General features: G+C 67.8%; 16 protein-coding genes and 2 pseudogenes. 7 read left to right on the plus strand and 11 right to left on the minus strand.

What is annotated here, in order from left to right; translation table 11 throughout:
- Window positions 1-15: 15 nt before the first annotated feature.
- On the plus strand, window positions 16-1,005 hold the full coding sequence (locus ACZ6EM_RS32360) for an Lrp/AsnC family transcriptional regulator (protein WP_465773912.1): 990 nt from the start codon (window positions 16-18) through the stop codon (window positions 1,003-1,005).
- Between the two features lie 972 nt (window positions 1,006-1,977).
- On the plus strand, window positions 1,978-2,532 hold the full coding sequence (locus ACZ6EM_RS32365) for a hypothetical protein (protein WP_465773913.1): 555 nt from the start codon (window positions 1,978-1,980) through the stop codon (window positions 2,530-2,532).
- Window positions 2,533-2,736: 204 nt separating this feature from the next.
- Here the strand turns inward: ACZ6EM_RS32365 and ACZ6EM_RS32370 are convergent, their stop codons facing one another.
- The 5 genes from ACZ6EM_RS32370 to ACZ6EM_RS32390 form a co-directional block, all read right to left on the minus strand.
- Window positions 2,737-3,132 (minus strand): contact-dependent growth inhibition system immunity protein, encoded by a 396-nt coding sequence (locus ACZ6EM_RS32370; RefSeq protein WP_465773914.1) that lies wholly within the window; start codon window positions 3,130-3,132, stop codon window positions 2,737-2,739.
- A 76-nt stretch (window positions 3,133-3,208) separates the two neighbouring features.
- Complete coding sequence (locus ACZ6EM_RS32375; RefSeq protein ID WP_331768577.1) at window positions 3,209-3,586, minus strand: VOC family protein; 378 nt, start codon at window positions 3,584-3,586, stop codon at window positions 3,209-3,211.
- Between the two features lie 336 nt (window positions 3,587-3,922).
- Complete coding sequence (locus ACZ6EM_RS32380; RefSeq protein WP_465773915.1) at window positions 3,923-5,602, minus strand: caspase family protein; 1,680 nt, start codon at window positions 5,600-5,602, stop codon at window positions 3,923-3,925.
- Window positions 5,589-5,939, minus strand: a complete 351-nt coding sequence (locus tag ACZ6EM_RS32385) for an effector-associated constant component EACC1 (protein ID WP_331768579.1) — start codon at window positions 5,937-5,939, stop codon at window positions 5,589-5,591. The genes ACZ6EM_RS32380 and ACZ6EM_RS32385 overlap by 14 nt, the downstream gene beginning before the upstream one ends.
- A gap of 131 nt (window positions 5,940-6,070) precedes the next feature.
- Window positions 6,071-6,355: a hypothetical protein gene (locus ACZ6EM_RS32390; RefSeq protein WP_401043226.1), complete on the minus strand. Its 285-nt coding sequence runs from the start codon at window positions 6,353-6,355 to the stop codon at window positions 6,071-6,073.
- Window positions 6,356-6,419: 64 nt separating this feature from the next.
- Here ACZ6EM_RS32390 and ACZ6EM_RS32395 point away from each other — a divergent pair, with 64 nt between their 5' ends.
- Window positions 6,420-7,049 (plus strand): TetR/AcrR family transcriptional regulator, encoded by a 630-nt coding sequence (locus tag ACZ6EM_RS32395; RefSeq protein WP_465773916.1) that lies wholly within the window; start codon window positions 6,420-6,422, stop codon window positions 7,047-7,049.
- Between the two features lie 80 nt (window positions 7,050-7,129).
- Complete coding sequence (locus tag ACZ6EM_RS32400; protein ID WP_465773917.1) at window positions 7,130-7,510, plus strand: hypothetical protein; 381 nt, start codon at window positions 7,130-7,132, stop codon at window positions 7,508-7,510.
- A 43-nt stretch (window positions 7,511-7,553) separates the two neighbouring features.
- Here the strand turns inward: ACZ6EM_RS32400 and ACZ6EM_RS32405 are convergent, their stop codons facing one another.
- From ACZ6EM_RS32405 to ACZ6EM_RS32425, 5 genes are all read right to left on the minus strand, one after another.
- Entirely contained in the window at window positions 7,554-8,096 is a 543-nt protein-coding gene (locus tag ACZ6EM_RS32405; protein ID WP_465773918.1) for an SMI1/KNR4 family protein, read from the minus strand.
- Window positions 8,097-8,108: 12 nt separating this feature from the next.
- Window positions 8,109-8,462: a hypothetical protein gene (locus ACZ6EM_RS32410; RefSeq protein WP_465773919.1), complete on the minus strand. Its 354-nt coding sequence runs from the start codon at window positions 8,460-8,462 to the stop codon at window positions 8,109-8,111.
- Between the two features lie 71 nt (window positions 8,463-8,533).
- Complete coding sequence (locus ACZ6EM_RS32415) at window positions 8,534-9,127, minus strand: hypothetical protein (protein WP_331768584.1); 594 nt, start codon at window positions 9,125-9,127, stop codon at window positions 8,534-8,536.
- A gap of 203 nt (window positions 9,128-9,330) precedes the next feature.
- Complete coding sequence (locus ACZ6EM_RS32420) at window positions 9,331-9,621, minus strand: ribosomal protein L7/L12 (protein ID WP_465773920.1); 291 nt, start codon at window positions 9,619-9,621, stop codon at window positions 9,331-9,333.
- A gap of 47 nt (window positions 9,622-9,668) precedes the next feature.
- Window positions 9,669-10,157: a hypothetical protein gene (locus ACZ6EM_RS32425; RefSeq protein ID WP_465773921.1), complete on the minus strand. Its 489-nt coding sequence runs from the start codon at window positions 10,155-10,157 to the stop codon at window positions 9,669-9,671.
- A 136-nt stretch (window positions 10,158-10,293) separates the two neighbouring features.
- Here ACZ6EM_RS32425 and ACZ6EM_RS32430 point away from each other — a divergent pair, with 136 nt between their 5' ends.
- Window positions 10,294-10,737, plus strand: coding sequence for a hypothetical protein (locus ACZ6EM_RS32430; protein WP_465773922.1), 444 nt, complete (start codon window positions 10,294-10,296; stop codon window positions 10,735-10,737).
- A gap of 69 nt (window positions 10,738-10,806) precedes the next feature.
- On the opposite strand, the gene ACZ6EM_RS32435 is transcribed toward ACZ6EM_RS32430, so the two are convergent.
- Complete coding sequence (locus ACZ6EM_RS32435; protein WP_465773923.1) at window positions 10,807-12,027, minus strand: oxygenase MpaB family protein; 1,221 nt, start codon at window positions 12,025-12,027, stop codon at window positions 10,807-10,809.
- A 134-nt stretch (window positions 12,028-12,161) separates the two neighbouring features.
- On the opposite strand from ACZ6EM_RS32435, the pseudogene ACZ6EM_RS32440 reads away from it, so the two are divergent.
- Together ACZ6EM_RS32440 and ACZ6EM_RS32445 are read left to right on the plus strand one after the other, a co-directional pair.
- A pseudogene (locus ACZ6EM_RS32440) lies at window positions 12,162-12,845 on the plus strand (IS5 family transposase); the annotation flags it as partial.
- Window positions 12,846-13,382: 537 nt separating this feature from the next.
- Window positions 13,383-15,163: pseudogene (locus ACZ6EM_RS32445) on the plus strand (reverse transcriptase domain-containing protein).
- The last annotated feature ends 94 nt before the right edge of the window (window positions 15,164-15,257 follow it).

The raw sequence follows: 15,257 nt of genomic DNA on the forward strand, positions 1-15,257 counted from the left end.
TGTCACGATTCCTCTGTGCCTGACGACCTGGACCGCAAAATCATCCACGGGCTCTACTGCGCCCCCCGGGCCTCGTTCCGCCGCCTCGGCGAGGTCGTGGGGGTGTCCGAACAGACCGTGGCCCGCCGCTACAACGCGCTGCGGCGAGGCGGGATCCTGCGCGTCGTCGGGCTGAGGAGCCCGTCCGCCCACGGGCATGCGGAGTGGGTCGCGCGGCTGCGCTGCCGCCCGGAAGCCGTGGGGCCCGTCGCCGACTCCCTCGCCCGCAGGCCCGAGGTCGGCTACGCCAGCATCGCCTCCGGTGGGTCGGAGATCATCTGCACCATCCGCTCGGCCGTCGGCACCGGGCGCGACGACGTCCTGCTGCGGCAGCTCCCGCGCGCCGCCTCGGTCCTCGACATGAGCGTCGACCTCCTCCTCCACACGTTCGGCGCCCCGGACGCGGTCGGCTGGGCCGGCGGGGAACGCTTCCTGACCGACGAACAGGTGCGACGGCTGACGGCGGAGCCTGCGGCCGCCGGGCCGCCGCTCGCCCCGGCCGACGAGGACCTCCCGCTCTTCGAGGCCCTGGCGGAGGACGGCCGCGTCTCCCACACCCGCCTGGCGGAGGTCACCGGCTGGTCCACACCCCGAGTCGCCCGCCGCCTGGAGGCCCTGGAGGCCTCCGGCTCCCTCGCCTACGGCATCGACATCCTGCCCGAACGCCTCGGCTACGAGCTCAACGCCGTCCTTTGGCTCCAGGTCGACCTGCCCGCACTCGACCGGATCGGTGAGGAGCTCGGCCGGCACGACGAATGCGCCTTCGTCGCGGCGACCAGCGGCCGGCACAACCTCATGGCCGTCGTCATCTGCCGGGACACCCCCGACTTCTACCGCTACCTCAGCAGCCGCCTGGCCCGCATCGAGGGCATCAGGGGCTACGAGATCAGCATTCGCGTTCGCCGCCTCAAGCAGTCCGTGTCCCTGATCCACCACGGACGGCTGATCCACCCCCCGCTGGGCTGACGCGAGCGCACCACCGAACGGGCCTGGACGCCCAGCCCGACCATCTGACTATTGCCGGTCCTGGTCGTTGGTCCGGACATGGGGCGGGGTGATCCGACGGACGTCGACCGGGAACATCTGCTCCAGCAGGTCCAGGCGGAAGCGGACGTGGCCGGTGACATCGACTGGGACGTGTCGGTGGACTCCACGATCGTGCGGGCCCACCAGCACGCGGCCGGTGCCCGCACCGACCCGCCACCGGCCCTCGCTGGCTCAAGGGGGGCTGGGCCGGGAGAACACCGGGGCGAGACGCCGTGGGTAGAGCCTCGTCGCCCGCCCGCCTGGCGGAGGTGGTGCTGGAGGCGAGGGCCCGGGCCGCTCGCACGGCGGCTTCACCACGAAGCTCCACCTGAGCGCGGACGGCCGTTGCGGCCCCCGCTGTCCCTGATCGTCACGCCGGGACAACGGACGGACTGCACGCAGTTCGAGCACTGCCTGGGGCACGGACAGCAGATTCTCGTACTGCTTGAGGCGCGCACGGTCATCGACATGCGGCATTGAAGATCCTCGCCGGCGACAGTCCGGACTGTGCCGCGAAATGAGACGGTGATGTCGTCTGTTGGCACGGCGAATCGCGAGGAGGTGGGGCATCCCACCCGCCGGCTCACAGGCACATTTCGTCCGGGTGAACGGCCAGCCGTGGACCACCTCCTAGGGGTACCCGCTGCGATCAGCGCTTCGCCACGCCGATGTGCCGAACTTCGTTGGGGTGCGGTTCTGAGCCCCGTGGCGGCCTCATCGCCGGTCGCCGCCGATGGGACGGTCACCCGGATCGAGCGGCTCACCGAGCTGCCTGAGCATCCCTGACCCGGCCTGTGGCGGCTGGCGCGCGCCGCCTTGAGCTGCGGGTCGCACCGGTTGTCGCGAAGCCTTGACACTGCGTCACAGGCTGGGAACCCTGGTGCTGTACTCCAGGGACGTGAGGGACACGGCATGCCATGGTTTGAGGAGAGCGGGCGCCACCAGGGTTTCCCGGTGGCGGTGTTGGCGGACGGCAGCGAGCTGGCGCCGTTGCCGGACGGGCGCACGACCTGGTGGCTCTACAACGGTGCGGATGGTCCTCGGGCCGTCGCGGTGCGCGGTGGTTGCGGCTGCGGCTGGCGGGGTGAGCGCGTGCACCTGCTGGACTTCGGTGACGACGCGGCAACCGAGGCGGTGGGCGAGGCCACCGGGCCGTTCGCGGACTGGGAGTGGCACGTCGACCTGGCCGAGGGCGTGGTGCCGCGCGAGGTCGAGGAGCTGGTCGCCGCGCTGGTGGACCGGATCTGCGACCTGACGGAGAGCCGACCGTACGCCGCCGCCCGTGCGGCCGCCCGCTTCGAGCGCGCCGCCGGTTCGACCGCCCTGCTGGCCGGCCGCAGGGCCCGCAGCAACCTGATGACCTGGGAGTACATCGGCCGCGCCTTCGGCTGCGGGCCGGAGGAGGCGCTGGAGCGGTTCGGCGAGACGCTGAACAACGTGGACCGGGGAGACGAGGGCGAGCTCTGAGGTGTCAGTGCCCCTGGTGGGGTTGGTGCGCCTGGTGCATTCTTGGCCGGTCGTCAGGCTGCTGAGGAGGGCGACTTCGGGTTGCGTGGGGAGCAGCGCGGGGGACAGCCCGCTCGCGACGTACGGCGGACACCGACCCAGCGGGTCGACACCGCCCATCACCGCCACTCCCAGGCCCCAAAGGCGGCAGTTGGTGTCGGCGAGCTACAGAGCCAAGAACCCCTCAACCTTGCTTTTCAGGTACAGCGGCACGTCGGCCAACTCCGAGACGATCAGCTGGACATCCCGCCGGAGTTCGGGGTACTCGCTCCAGAGCTGCGCACTCCTGGTGAGCACGGCGGCAAGCAGGTCGCCCTCGTACATGTCGCCTTCCGCCAGTGGGTCGCTCCGCAGGACCTCCACCGCCAGCGGTAGGAGGTAGGCAAGACCGATGTCTTGCCCGATCAGCAGCCGCAGGTCCTCGACCGTCAGGCCGCCGATCGGCTTGCGCCGAAGCCCGCGCGCGGTCGCCATCAGGCGGGTTTCGGCGCCCGATGGGGCCGGCCACCGGTCGCGCTCAAGTTCCTCAAGGGAGCGGTGACGGTTCACGAGTCGAGTCACCGACCGATCGTCCCGTACCAGATCTCAAACGCGGCCTGAGTGATCAACGGTGGCCGCACCCGTTCGATGTCTCCGGTTAGTCCCGGATCAGGCAGAACGGGTGTCCTGCGGGGTCAGCGAATATGCGCCAACTCCGCTTTCCGTCACCATCGTCGAGCAGCGTGGCGCCCCGCTTGAGCGCGCCTTCCTGGGCCTGATCCAGGTCCTCGACCCCGAGGTCGAGGTGGAACTGCTGGGGGCGGGTGGGGTCCGGCCATTGCGGCGGCTGATGGTTTTCCACACGCTGGAAGGCCAGCACGAACCCACCGTTGGTGTGGAGGGTCGCCCAGCCTTCCCCAAGGGACCACCGCGGATCCGGCTGGTTCACCACGCCGCCGAGAAGCGACTGGTAGAACCGGGACAGCTCAGCAACATCGGCACAGTCCAACACGACACACTGCAGCTTCGCGATCATGCTGGGCAGCATCTCACGATGCCTGATCACGATCTACGGCTGGAGCAGGGGCCAAATGGGGAGGTGAAGGGACGGATCAGATGCGACTGGATCGGCGCGCCGTTTTCGCAGGTGACTGGTGCGGATTGATTGGAACGGCCCATGGAGGCGCTATCGGACCAGTGGTGCGACGAGCGGCGGTCCACGCATCCCGGTCGAGACAAGGACAGCCGCAGAATACTATGACGGCTACATAGAGCTACTTGCCGGGCTGCGTCAGCTTTACGAGGACCAAGCCTGGGCAGACCGGAGGACTCCAGGGGCAGCACCAACCCGACCTGCGGTTCTATTTCCGGATCAGCTCATCCCGAACAGCTTGATCGCGTTGCGCGCGAACGACTGCAGCGTGCCCTTCGAACGGATGTAGTCGCGGAACGCGATCGCGTCCGCGTCCGCACTGTCTTTAGTCGGCAGACACAGAAACGTGAAGAACCGGAGCAGGGCCGAGTGCTCGGTGTCGGTCAGTGTGCCCCACTCGCCACGCAAGCCCCCGCAGGCTTCGGCGAGGCCATTCACGGCGAAGGCCAAGGCCAGGTGCTCGTTGCCTTCATATTCGACGGCGATCCAGCGCTCGAAGTTCGTCTGGGCCTGCGCCGCTTCCGCCGGGGTCGCCTGACGGGCGATCATCTTGGCGATGAGGGCGCCCTGCTCGTCTGCTCGGTTGCTGAACACGTCCGGTCCTTCCTTCTGGCCAGGAGGCTGGTCGCCTGGGGACTGCGGTTCGGCCGGTCTGCGGGCGCCGGCGACGGGGCCCAGGCCGCGGGCCAGCCGGTCCCGCAGCCCGTCCAGGGCATCCCGCGCGGCCCAGTTGTGATCGTTCTTCCGGAGGGCGGCCTCGTACCACGCCAGTGCCCGTGGGATGTCGTGCCGGTGGTCTTCGTAAGCCAGGCCGAGGAAGTAGGCTGCCGCGGAACTGCCCAGGTTCGCGGCCTTCTCGTACCAGTACATGGCGCCGTCGACATCGATGTCAGTGACCTCCTCGGGGAGAAGGTTCTCGAGGCGGGCCCGGGCACGGCCCTCCAGAAGCCGGCCCAGCGCGGTCATGGCGTCGGCGTGCCCGGCGTCGGCGGCGGCTCGAAAGAGGGATTCAATGCGCGGGAGGTCAGAAATCTCGGTGTCCCAGGCATTCTCCAACTGGACACCGGCTCGGTAGAGCTCTTCGGGGTCCACGGTGGGTGCGGTGTTTCCGCTCGTTGCGGCCTGGTTAGGGCTGCGGGCGATGATGAACTGGCTGGCACGGTGCCGCACCGACTGTGTGGGCTTCGGCTTGCGATCGCGGATGAGGGCGTTGGAGGCGGCGGCGAACGCGGCATCCAACGGGATGCCGGCGTCGTGGCCGGGGACCCCTGACTCGATGGCATCGATCAGGTAGCGAGTGAAGTAGGTCTGGGGGAGAGCCCCGGCCAGGTCGGGTTCGTACCAGGCAGTCCGGTAGGCCTCGCTGGCCGCAAGGGTGATGACCCCCGAGCAGTGGGTCAGGTCCGTGATGTCGGGTGTGGCCAGGCTGTTGCCCGGGAGCGTCGCCTGTCCGGAGAAGCAACAGTCGAGGATGATCACTTTGGTCGTCGCGCCGGACTCTTCAAGGGCTTCGCGGACATCGGCGAAGCGCAGGCCCGTAGTCTTCTGTGCGGGACCAGTCTCCGGAGACTCGGCCAGGGCGAGGCAGAGCTCATCGCCGTAAAGGCGGCCGTGGCCGACGAAGTAGAACAAGGCCACGTCCTCGGCATCAACGAACCAGCGCATGAGTTCATCAGGAAGGCTCCCACGGCGCTGGGGGCTGCGTACGACCTGCAGGCGGCCGGTGGAGGCTCCGGTGGCCGCGGGCCATCCGCACTGCGGCCCGGTCAGCAGTCGCTCCATCCGCTCCAGGCTGTTGCGCGTGGCAGGCCCCACGGCCGGAAGGTAGCGGTAGCCCCATGCGCCGACGAGCACAGCACGCGAGCGTGCATAGTCGTACAGCGGCTCAGGAGCCGTCATCGAGAAGCCGTTCGACGATTCGCAGCGCGTCGTCCACGTTGGTGGCGTCCAACTCGACCTTCTTCTCGCCGACCGTAACGTGGATCCGCAGGCCCGACCGCCGCGAGCGCAAAAAGTCTGGCAGCGTCTTGACCACTGTGGCCAGCACGCTGCTCCCGGCCAGCACGGTCAGCACATCGGACGCACCGAGCTCACCCACCGCCGGCGCCGACGGACGGTAGCTCACCTCGGCACCACCCTGCCCGCGCAGCCACTCGCGCAGACGGGGCAATTCGCCGGGATCCGATGTGGTGAAGTCGATTGCAAGAGCGGCGTCGGCCGGTTCGTACGAAGCCACCGGTCCCCCATTCTGGTACGAGTCTTGATCAGCGTTCTCGTGGGCCGCAGTCACGGGGTCTCAACCGTCTGGCGGACGATCGATCCCCGATCGCTTGATCTTCACGATCGGGGGACCGGCGGAGTGCGGGGCTAGGTACGGACGAAGTAGAGCGTGAACCGGGTGAGGACCTGCTGGGTGTCGACGTGCCTCCAGCCCACGCGCTCCACGGCCTCGATGACTTCGTCCAGGCCCTTCAGGGCCCGGTCCGGGCGGACCATCCCAGCACGGCTGAGCTCCACCCCGGTGACGAAGTACTGCTCGCCCTGCTCGCGAGCCTCTCTGGCTTCCGCGGCGAACTGGCGCAGGTACCTGCCTTTCATGACCACTTCAAACCCTCCAGTGGAGAAGTTGGTGTCGTCGAAGAACAGTTCCACCACACATGTGGTACCACAGCCGGGGTAGCATGAGCAATATATCAACCAGCAAGGAGAACTGACGGTGAATCAGGACCGCCGGGGCCTGCTGCGCAACGCTGCTGTCGAGGTACTGGCTGATGCGGGCGGGCGCGGTCTGACGCACCGGGCCGTCGACGCAGCCTCAGGGGTGCCGTTGGGCACCACAAAGAACTACTTCCCGACCCGGGATGCCCTGCTGCGCGCAGTGGCCGAGCAGTGCGTGGAGCAGTACCGCGAGATCACGGCGCAAGTGATGGCTGCCGAAGCTGGGCCTACTGACCGCGAGGGGCTGGTGGCCATGCTCCGCGGGCTGCTGGAGAACGTCGCCGGGGCAGGCCGACCGCGCATGCTCGCCTATATGGAGCTCCAGGCCGAGGCAGCCCGCAAAACCTGGCTGTCAGCGATCCTTGACCAGATCGCAACCACCGACTTCACCGGCCTCGAACTGGTCCAGCGGGCCGCTGGACTTCCCGTCACCCCGCAGCGAGCCGCCGTCGTGACCCTCGCCTTGCACGGTGCCATCCTCCATCTGTTGGCGGACAGCCCCAGCACCCTCGCTGCTGGGGGCCTGAAAGACCTCGATCACTTTGTCCGCAGTCTGCTGGATGCGGTGTACCCAGAGGACGCGAACGGTCGGCATGCGATGCAGGCCGAAGCCTGCGGAACGATGTGACCCCTCGTCCCGGGTGGCGTTTGATCAGGTGCTGCTCACCGCTGGGCGTGCGCGTGGCGACTCAGCGCCGGGTGTCTGCGATGGACGGGGTCAGTCCGACACCGCATCAGTCTCCAAGCCTTGGCGGTGCCGATCGTGGTCGAGTTCATCTGCCGGCGCGGACCTACCATCAGGAACCGGTCTTCGTCGAGCTGGCCGGACTCACCCCCGTGGTAGCCGGCTACGACACCGCCTCCGCGCTCGGCTCCCCCGACGGCGGGACCCGGCCGGCGGCCTACGCCCGCCTGTTCGCCCGGCCGGAGGAGGAGTTCCTGCCGGCGCTCGTCGAGGCGGCGCTCCCCGAGGGGCTCGCGTTCAACCAGTACTGGGCCTACCACGCGATCGGTTCGACCGTGGACGCCGTCGGGCCCGGGAACGTGCGCCTCGATACCGTGCGACTCTGCGTGCGTGCCTGCCCCTGATTCCGCAGGGGTCGGCGTACGGTTCCCGGATTCCGCGTCCGGCTCAGGTCGGCCAGCCGTCACCCGAGTGCCAGTGCCCGACCCACTCCGTGAAGTCCCAGGCCTCGGCGCCGGGCACGGGGATCGCGCCGACGTCGGACACCATCCAGACCTCGCCCCGGTGGGGTCCGGCCGTCACCAACAACCAGAACGAGTGGCCGTCGTGCGAGCCGAGGACCACCGATCCGTGGGTGAAGGCGGCGTGGATGCGTGGATCGTCCGGATCGGCCTCGCCGTCGTCCTCCCACAGCCAGGCGTCGTCCAGCGGGAACGGTTCGCCGGGCAGGCGCGGCCCCAGGTCCGGCCAGCTCGCGGGCAGCCACCCGAGGGGTTGGAGCCCTTCGTCCTCGGCAGGCCCGAGACTGCTGCCGTTGCCGATCTCCGTGACGAAGGTTCGGTAGGGCTCCGGGAGCGCCACTCCGTTCGCGGCCTCCCATGCCATGACGCCGACGTGTCCCAGGGCGGGTTCCCGCCACTCCGGCGGGAACGCGGAGTGCAGGGCGGCGAGGGTGGTCTCATCGGGGCGCTGATCACATGCTCGGGTCACGACTGGATGGTCTCAGCGGCGACCGACATCCGATCCGGCGCCCCGGTCCGTGACATGGTGGACGGGTGGCACAAGGACCGAGCGGACCGGCTCGCCGATGAAGCGGATCACCGACAGCACCGGTGAATCCTCGACGACCACAACGCTGCCGTATTGCTCCATCGAGCACGGCTCATGCGGCTGGTCGATCCTCAGCGACAGGCCAGTGCCGGGTGTGTGGAAGAGGACCGGGCCGAGCCCTTCGAGATGAAGCCACAGATGCAGCAGCGACGGCTCATCACCGGCATAGTGGTGCCAAGTCGTGGTCACCCGCAGTAGCCGCCTACCGATCACATCGGAGGCAAACAGCTCCTGATCGTCGGTCACCGGCCGATGTTCGCATGGCTCTCACTACCGTGGCACCGGGTTGCGCGCGCATCCAGCCTGGATGCCCACCTCTAGGCGGCCGGTTTGGCCGTCGGACGGTGAACCTCCAGGACAACCGCCGTTCCGGCCGCCGATCGGTCCTCATGCATAGTGATCACTTGGCCGGGTTGAAGGTGCTGCCACTGCGAGGGGTCGAGAGGTGCCAATCGCACCGTGGCTCGCCCACCAGGTTCCATGAAGGGCGTGAACTCCACCCAGAGGCCGGCGATGTTCAGGGCCGGTTCGCCGGTCGCGGTTCGAGTCCCGATGTCCCACATTGGCCGAAGGACGCCAGCACCCGAAAAGGGCGTCTGCCGACGCGCCTCGCCGGCCGGTCGGAGGGTGAGGTCGGCTCGGATGACGCCATTGCGGGCTTCATAGCAGCGCCAGCGACACCAGGCCGAGCTCGTCTCCAGCCGCATCTGCTCGGCGGCGGTGGCGAGAGTCTCCCAGAAGCTCAGCGGAAGCGGGTGAACGTCACCCAGCTCCTCCAGCAGCCCAAGGGCCACCTCCCACTCATCCTGGGTGAGGTACTCCCAGACGTCGTTCACCGTGATGTCGTTCTCGGTGGCGACCTCTTCGGGAACCAGTAGGGAGGCGGCTTCCAGCAGCTTGGGGACATCCATGCCCTGATTCTGGACCAATGGCGTGCCGCGGACACAGGCCGGCCGCCGGCGAACCGTCCAGGCACGTCGGTGAGCGCGCGCCGGAGGGGCACCCGAGGTAGGGCCGAACTCTCGGAATGGCCCATTACCCGACTCAAGAATCCCCGGACAGTTCCACATGGGCGACGGTCAACCGGGGATGGGCCGAAGCGTCGCTTTTTGGCTCAGGCTACTGGCAGTGGCCCTTGCCCTGGTCGGTATCGCCACCAGGTCTGCAGCTCGATCACCGCGCCCGCCCCGCGCAGAGGGCCGACCCACTTCGCTGTCACGTCATCACCGACCCCCTCTGCGAGGCGCACAGGCGGCGTCTGCGTCACGATCTGCTTGGCCCGCCAGAGACCGACGCCCACGAGTTCCCGGAGCGCCTTCGCTACTTCCAGGGGCCGCGGGCCCACATCGAGGAGAACGATGTCCTGGGGGATCTCGTCGCAGATCAGCAAGAACTGCTCAGGCACAGTGCTCCTCAGTGCAGATTGGCGGCCGACTGCAGCGATGGCTCGCCTCACGTTTCCGGTGGCGTCCACATCACCCTGACCCGGTCGGCGGCGACGTCGAACCCGAGCAGTGGCTGCGTGCCGCCGCCTTCGGGGAACAGCGGCACCGACTTGCCCAGGCGGCGCCCGATGGCGGTCAGGAACCCGCACAGGACGTCCAGCCGCTCCTGCCCCTGAAGTTCCCGGAGGTCGACGTCGAAGTCGATCTGCTCGTCCCCGAGGAACCGGAAGATCGCGCAGACCTCGGGATCAGGCCGCACACTCAGGCTCGGGCACTCGGCGTCGGCCGGGCGGGACAACACGGCCTCGGACCGGGGCAGCGGCAGCACCGCCTCGCCCTCGGCGTACTCGAAGGCCCAGCCCTGTTCCTCGATCAGGTCGAGCACGGCCTGCCAGTCCGCCGCCGTCGTCTCCTCAACGAACGCATCGGGCAGGCACCCCCCATCGGTGGGATCGAGCAGCCACGCGACCTGGTCGTCCCACAGCAGATCAGCCATCCCGCCATCCTGCCCGCTGGGTCCTGCCATGCCGACTGAATTTCCTCAAGGCCCCTCAAGACCGGCGGTGATCTCGGCTGCTGCGAGTCGGGCTTCTTCGCGCACCGCCGGGTCGGGGTGATGAAGGAAGGGCTCGATGACGGCCGCGGAGGCGAGGACCAGCATCTTCGAGTCCTACGGGAAGTCCCCCTGGAAGCACTCGCCTGTGGGATATCCGTCGTCGTGCCCCGATGGGACGGCTTCCCCTGCTTCATCGGGCGAGGAGCAGGGCGGACTGGCCGATGTCGAGTACCTGTCCCAGCCCCAGGCCACCCCGTACGAGTTCGCCCGGATGAACGACGGACACTTCGCGGAGGTCTGCCGCAGGGTCCTCGACCGCAAGCAGCCGGGCGTCCACGTACGAACACCGGCCGACTCCCGGACACGTTCAGCAATGATCTGCTTCGATGTCGCCGGTCACGACCCCGCGGACATCGTGGCCGCCCTCGCGTTGTTGACCGGACTAAATGATCGTTTCAAAACGACCCGGGCTTCAAGTCGCTTGGCGGGCGCGCTCCTGTTCATCACTGTCAGATCATGATCACCAGTTCAACGGTGACTCCGACGCTGTCGTCGGCGCAGCTTCTGTCCTCGCAGGGGACGGCTGGTGTCAGCGGGTAGGCATCTGGAGGTCGTAGTCGCGGAAGTCGACGGCGTACCAGGCGACCATCTGCGACGCGATCTTGAACATCTGGGCGTGGGTCGAGGCGAGGAGCGGGAACTTCTGCTGGACCTCGTACGCGGGGCGGTACAAGTAGGGGGCGAGGGTGGCGATGGTCGTGTCGAGGGGCGGGTTAGCGGAGATCTCCAGCACGTCGGCGACGTGCGTGTCCATCATCCGCACCATGGACGCTCCGATGGCGCCCGCACCGGGGAAGATCTTCCGGTCCATCCAGTCCAGCATGTTGCGTGCCAGCTTGGTGCCCTCGTCGGAGGAGGCCCGGTGGTTCGCGGCGGCATCGGCGAGGACCTGGTTGGCCTGCTCGATGGTCCAGGGGTTGTACCTGTCCTCGATGCCCAACAGTCGGCCGCCGACCCGCACCATGGCCATGAGCTCGTCGATCTGCCGCTCGGTGGGATGGAAGCCGTACTTGGCCGCCAGCTGGACGTTGTAGGCGCCCACGTACATGAGCTCCTCGACCTCCAGGCGCTGGCTGATCGGCATGCCGTCGCGGGCCTGGTTCCACCCGTGGGCCAGGCCCATGTGCCGGGCGGCGGCATGCACGAGCCGCAGCTTGACCAGGGTAACCAGGGCGTTGCCTGACGGGTCCCAGCTGTTGCCGCCGGTCATGTCCCACAGGGTGTTCATCGTGCGGGAGAAGCGTCGGCCGATGTCCATTACGAGGTCGTACTTCGCGTACCACACCGACTTGGCCAGCAACGGGTCGGCCAGCGCGGCGAACAGACCGCCGAACGCCTCGGTCACCGTGAGGGCTTCCATGTTGCCCTGGATGAGCTTGACCGTGTCGCCGTGCGCCACCTGGTCGACGGCTGCACGCTCCTGCGCCGTCAGTGCGACGTTGCGCTCCAGGAAGTCGTGGAGCACCGGAGGCGCCTCGGCGGGCACGGGCTGGTCGTTGCGGGTCCAGGCGTGGAACACCTGGTTGGCCAGTGTCATCTGCCCCTCGCGCACCAACTGGTCGATCACCGCATCCGCTTCGGGGTCACCCTCCACCGCTGCCTGGTCACCCGGCAGTTCCCATGTGGTCGGCCCGGCGGCAGTGGCGGAGTTGCGCTCCTGGGCTTGAGCGGAAGGGGCGGGCAGGCCGGCGGCGACCACGCCGACGGCCGCAGCGGCGAGAGCGGTACGCCTGGTCACGAATTGATCCATGCGCCCATCCTCAGTGATCGACTTCCCGCGACGCGGCGCAGTGCGCTGGAGGTCACCCGGATTGATGAGACAGAGTCAGAATGAGTTGACCTGCGACTCTCGTGCCCGGCGATCCAGGTCAGCAGACTGTCCGGGTGCATGCCGATCTTGTACCGGACGACCTGTGGGAGCGCATGGCTCCACTTCTGCCGCCCACTCCCCAGCGACACCACCGCCGCCCTGGACGGCCGCGCACCCCGGATCGCGCGGCCCTCGCCGGCATCCTGTACGTGCTCCGGACCGGTGTCGCCTGGCGCGACGTCCCCACGGAGACCGTGGGCTGCTCCGGTGTCACGGCCTGGCGCCGACTGCGCGATTGGACCGAAGCCGGCATCTGGCCACGCCTGCACACAGTCCTGCTGACCGAGCTGCGCCGTGCCGACCTGCTGGACCTGGAGAATTGCGCGGTGGACGGCTCGCATGTCCGTGCGCTCAAAGGGGGAGACCACGTCGGCCCCTCGCCCGTCGACCGCGCCCGCCCCGGCTCCAAGCATCATCTCATCGTCGACCGTCACGGAACTCCGCTCGCCGTGACGCTCACCGGGGGCAATCGCCACGATGTCACTCAACTCCTGCCCCTGCTCGACGCGATACCGCCCATCCGCGGCCTGCGGGGCCGCCCTCGCCGTAGGCCCCGGCGCCTGTACGCCGACCGGGGCTACGACTTCGACAAGTACCGCCGCCTGCTGTGGAAACGCGGCATCAAGCCGCTGATCGCCCGACGCGGCGTCGCACACGGCTCCGGCCTAGGCAAGGTGCGTTGGGTCGTAGAGCGGGCTTTGTGCGCCACGAGGCGCTCTGTTTGTATCCCCGGCTCAGCCGGGAGGAACTCGGAAGGAGGTTTCTGGGCCGAATGACTCACCTGGATCCGAAAGGTGAAGGGGACAAGAGCATGTCAGGAAACCGGTGACCGGGTCCAGTTGTCAGGGACGGTGTGCCGGGCGGCCCGCGCGATATGGCGAAGACTGGATTGTTTGAAGCCCAATCTCCAGAAGATGCAAGTTCCCATCCGTCGGAAAGACAGCTGAAACCGACGCCGACCCTGCACCGGTTTCGAATGTGACAACTGGTGCAACTTCCGGGGTTCGGAGCGATGTCCAGCGAGGACATTCAAGGAGATAAGTGGGACGCCTAAGTCGCGCTAGAACGTACAGACAGAGACGAACGTGGGATCGCCTACGGGACGCGAGTCCTATGGCGACGGAGGCCCCGTAGTAGTCGCCGGAGTCACGCCCGGCCGGGGAGGACGGGAAAGCCGTCCGCAGGGTGAAGGGGGCCAGGTGATTCGGACACCCGGATATGGGGAGGTATGCGAAATGCAGAGCGCCGCAACGGTGCTGGGTGTCCTGCGTGAACGCGGCAGGCGCCGCCTGCCGTGCAATGAACTGTATCGACAGCTGTTCAACCCGCAGTTGTATCTGCGGGCCTACGGCCGCATCTACGCCAACCACGGCGCGATGACGCCCGGGGCCACGCCGGAAACCGTGGACGGCATGTCCCAGCGGAAGATCGACCGGATCATCGAGGCGATGCGCCACGAGCGCTACCGCTTCCGGCCGGTCAGGCGCGTGCACATCCCGAAGAAGAACGGGAGCACGCGCCCGCTGGGGCTGCCGACCTGGTCGGACAAGCTCGTCGGCGAGGTGGTCCGCCTGCTCTTGGAGGCGTACTACGAGCCGACATTCTCCGACCGATCGCATGGATTCCGTCCCCGAAGGGGCTGCCACACCGCGCTGCGGGAGGTGGCCCACACCTGGACCGGGACGTCCTGGTTCATCGAAGGGGACATCGCCGACTGCTTCGGCAGCCTGGACCACCAGGTCCTGCTGTCGATCCTCGGCGAGAAGATCCATGACCAGCGGTTCCTGCGGCTGGTGCGCAACATGCTCAATGCCGGATACCTGGAGGACTGGAAATGGGGAGCCACGCTCTCCGGAGCACCGCAAGGGGAGTGGCCTCCCCGATCCTTTCCAACATCTACCTGCACATGTTGGACGAATTCGTCGAGACAGTTCTGATCCCGGAGTACACCCGTGGAGAGCGCCGGGTCAGAAACCCCGCGTATTTGGAGTTGCAGAATCTGCTGGCGAAAGCCCGCCGGCGCGGTGACCGGGCCCAGGCCAGGACACTGCGTCAACGGATGGTGAGCCTGCCGAGCGCGGATCCCAACGATCCGTCATATCGCAGGCTTCGCTATGTCCGCTACGCAGACGACCACCTCCTCGGATTCACCGGACCGAAAGCCGAGGCCGAGCAGATCAAGCACCGCCTGGCCCAGTTCCTGCGTGACGAACTCAAGCTGGAACTCTCCCAGGAGAAGACGCTGATCACCCACGCCCGCACCCGGGCGGCACGGTTTCTCGGCTACGAGATCACGACCCAGCACAACGACACGAAGAAAACCGGCCGCTACCGCAGGGTCAACGGCCAGATCGCCCTTCGTGTCCCAAGGGACGTGATCAAAGCCAAATGCGAGCCCTACCTCGCCCGCGGCAAGCCCGCGAAGCGAACGGAACTGACCAACGGCAGCGATCACGCGATCGTCGCCACGTTCGGGGCCGTCTACCGGGGCATCGTCCAGTACTACCTGCTCGCCGGAGACGTCTTCCGGCTGCACCGCCTGCAATGGGTCATGGAGACCTCCATGCTCAAAACCCTTGCAGGCAAGCACCGTTCGACCGTGACGAAGATGGCCGCCAAGCACAAAGCCAGAATCGACACACCCAACGGGCCCCGAGTCTGCTTCGAGGCCCGCATCGAGCGGAAGAACAGGAAGCCGCTGGTGGCGCGGTTCGGCGGAATCCCACTCCAGCAGCAGCGGTCGGCGAAGGTCGTCGACCGTCGGCCTGTCTGGGTGGACTATCCGCAGAAGGAGCTGATCACCAGGCTCCTGGCGGACACCTGCGAGGTCTGCGGGGCCACCGGTGATGTCCAGGTGCATCACGTCCGGGCCCTCGCCGACCTCGCTCGTGCCGGATGGCCGCCGTCCGACTGGGCGCGCGTCATGCTCGACCGGCGGCGCAAGACCCTCGTGGCCTGCGCTTCCTGCCACGACCGCATCCATCAGGCACGAACGGCAGGATCACTCACGCTGTGATCACTGGAGAGCCGGATGACAGGGAAACCGTCATGTCCGGTTCGGCGGGAGGCCGCGCGGAAAAGGACCTGCGAGTCAGGCACCTCGCCGCGCG

This window comes from Kitasatospora sp. NPDC041917 (assembly GCF_055589745.1).

What these genes read in the sequence shown, in the direction of transcription:
- ACZ6EM_RS32365 (WP_465773913.1), top strand. Translation starts at nt 1,978, where the DNA reads ATGCCATGGTTTGAGGAGAGCGGGCGCCACCAGGGTTTCCCGGTGGCG.
- ACZ6EM_RS32375 (WP_331768577.1), bottom strand. Translation starts at nt 3,586, where the DNA reads ATGATCGCGAAGCTGCAGTGTGTCGTGTTGGACTGTGCCGATGTTGCT.
- ACZ6EM_RS32380 (WP_465773915.1), bottom strand. Translation starts at nt 5,602, where the DNA reads ATGACGGCTCCTGAGCCGCTGTACGACTATGCACGCTCGCGTGCTGTG.
- ACZ6EM_RS32400 (WP_465773917.1), top strand. Translation starts at nt 7,130, where the DNA reads ATGGACGGGGTCAGTCCGACACCGCATCAGTCTCCAAGCCTTGGCGGT.
- ACZ6EM_RS32415 (WP_331768584.1), bottom strand. Translation starts at nt 9,127, where the DNA reads ATGGATGTCCCCAAGCTGCTGGAAGCCGCCTCCCTACTGGTTCCCGAA.
- ACZ6EM_RS32425 (WP_465773921.1), bottom strand. Translation starts at nt 10,157, where the DNA reads ATGGCTGATCTGCTGTGGGACGACCAGGTCGCGTGGCTGCTCGATCCC.
- ACZ6EM_RS32430 (WP_465773922.1), top strand. Translation starts at nt 10,294, where the DNA reads ATGACGGCCGCGGAGGCGAGGACCAGCATCTTCGAGTCCTACGGGAAG.
- ACZ6EM_RS32435 (WP_465773923.1), bottom strand. Translation starts at nt 12,027, where the DNA reads ATGGATCAATTCGTGACCAGGCGTACCGCTCTCGCCGCTGCGGCCGTC.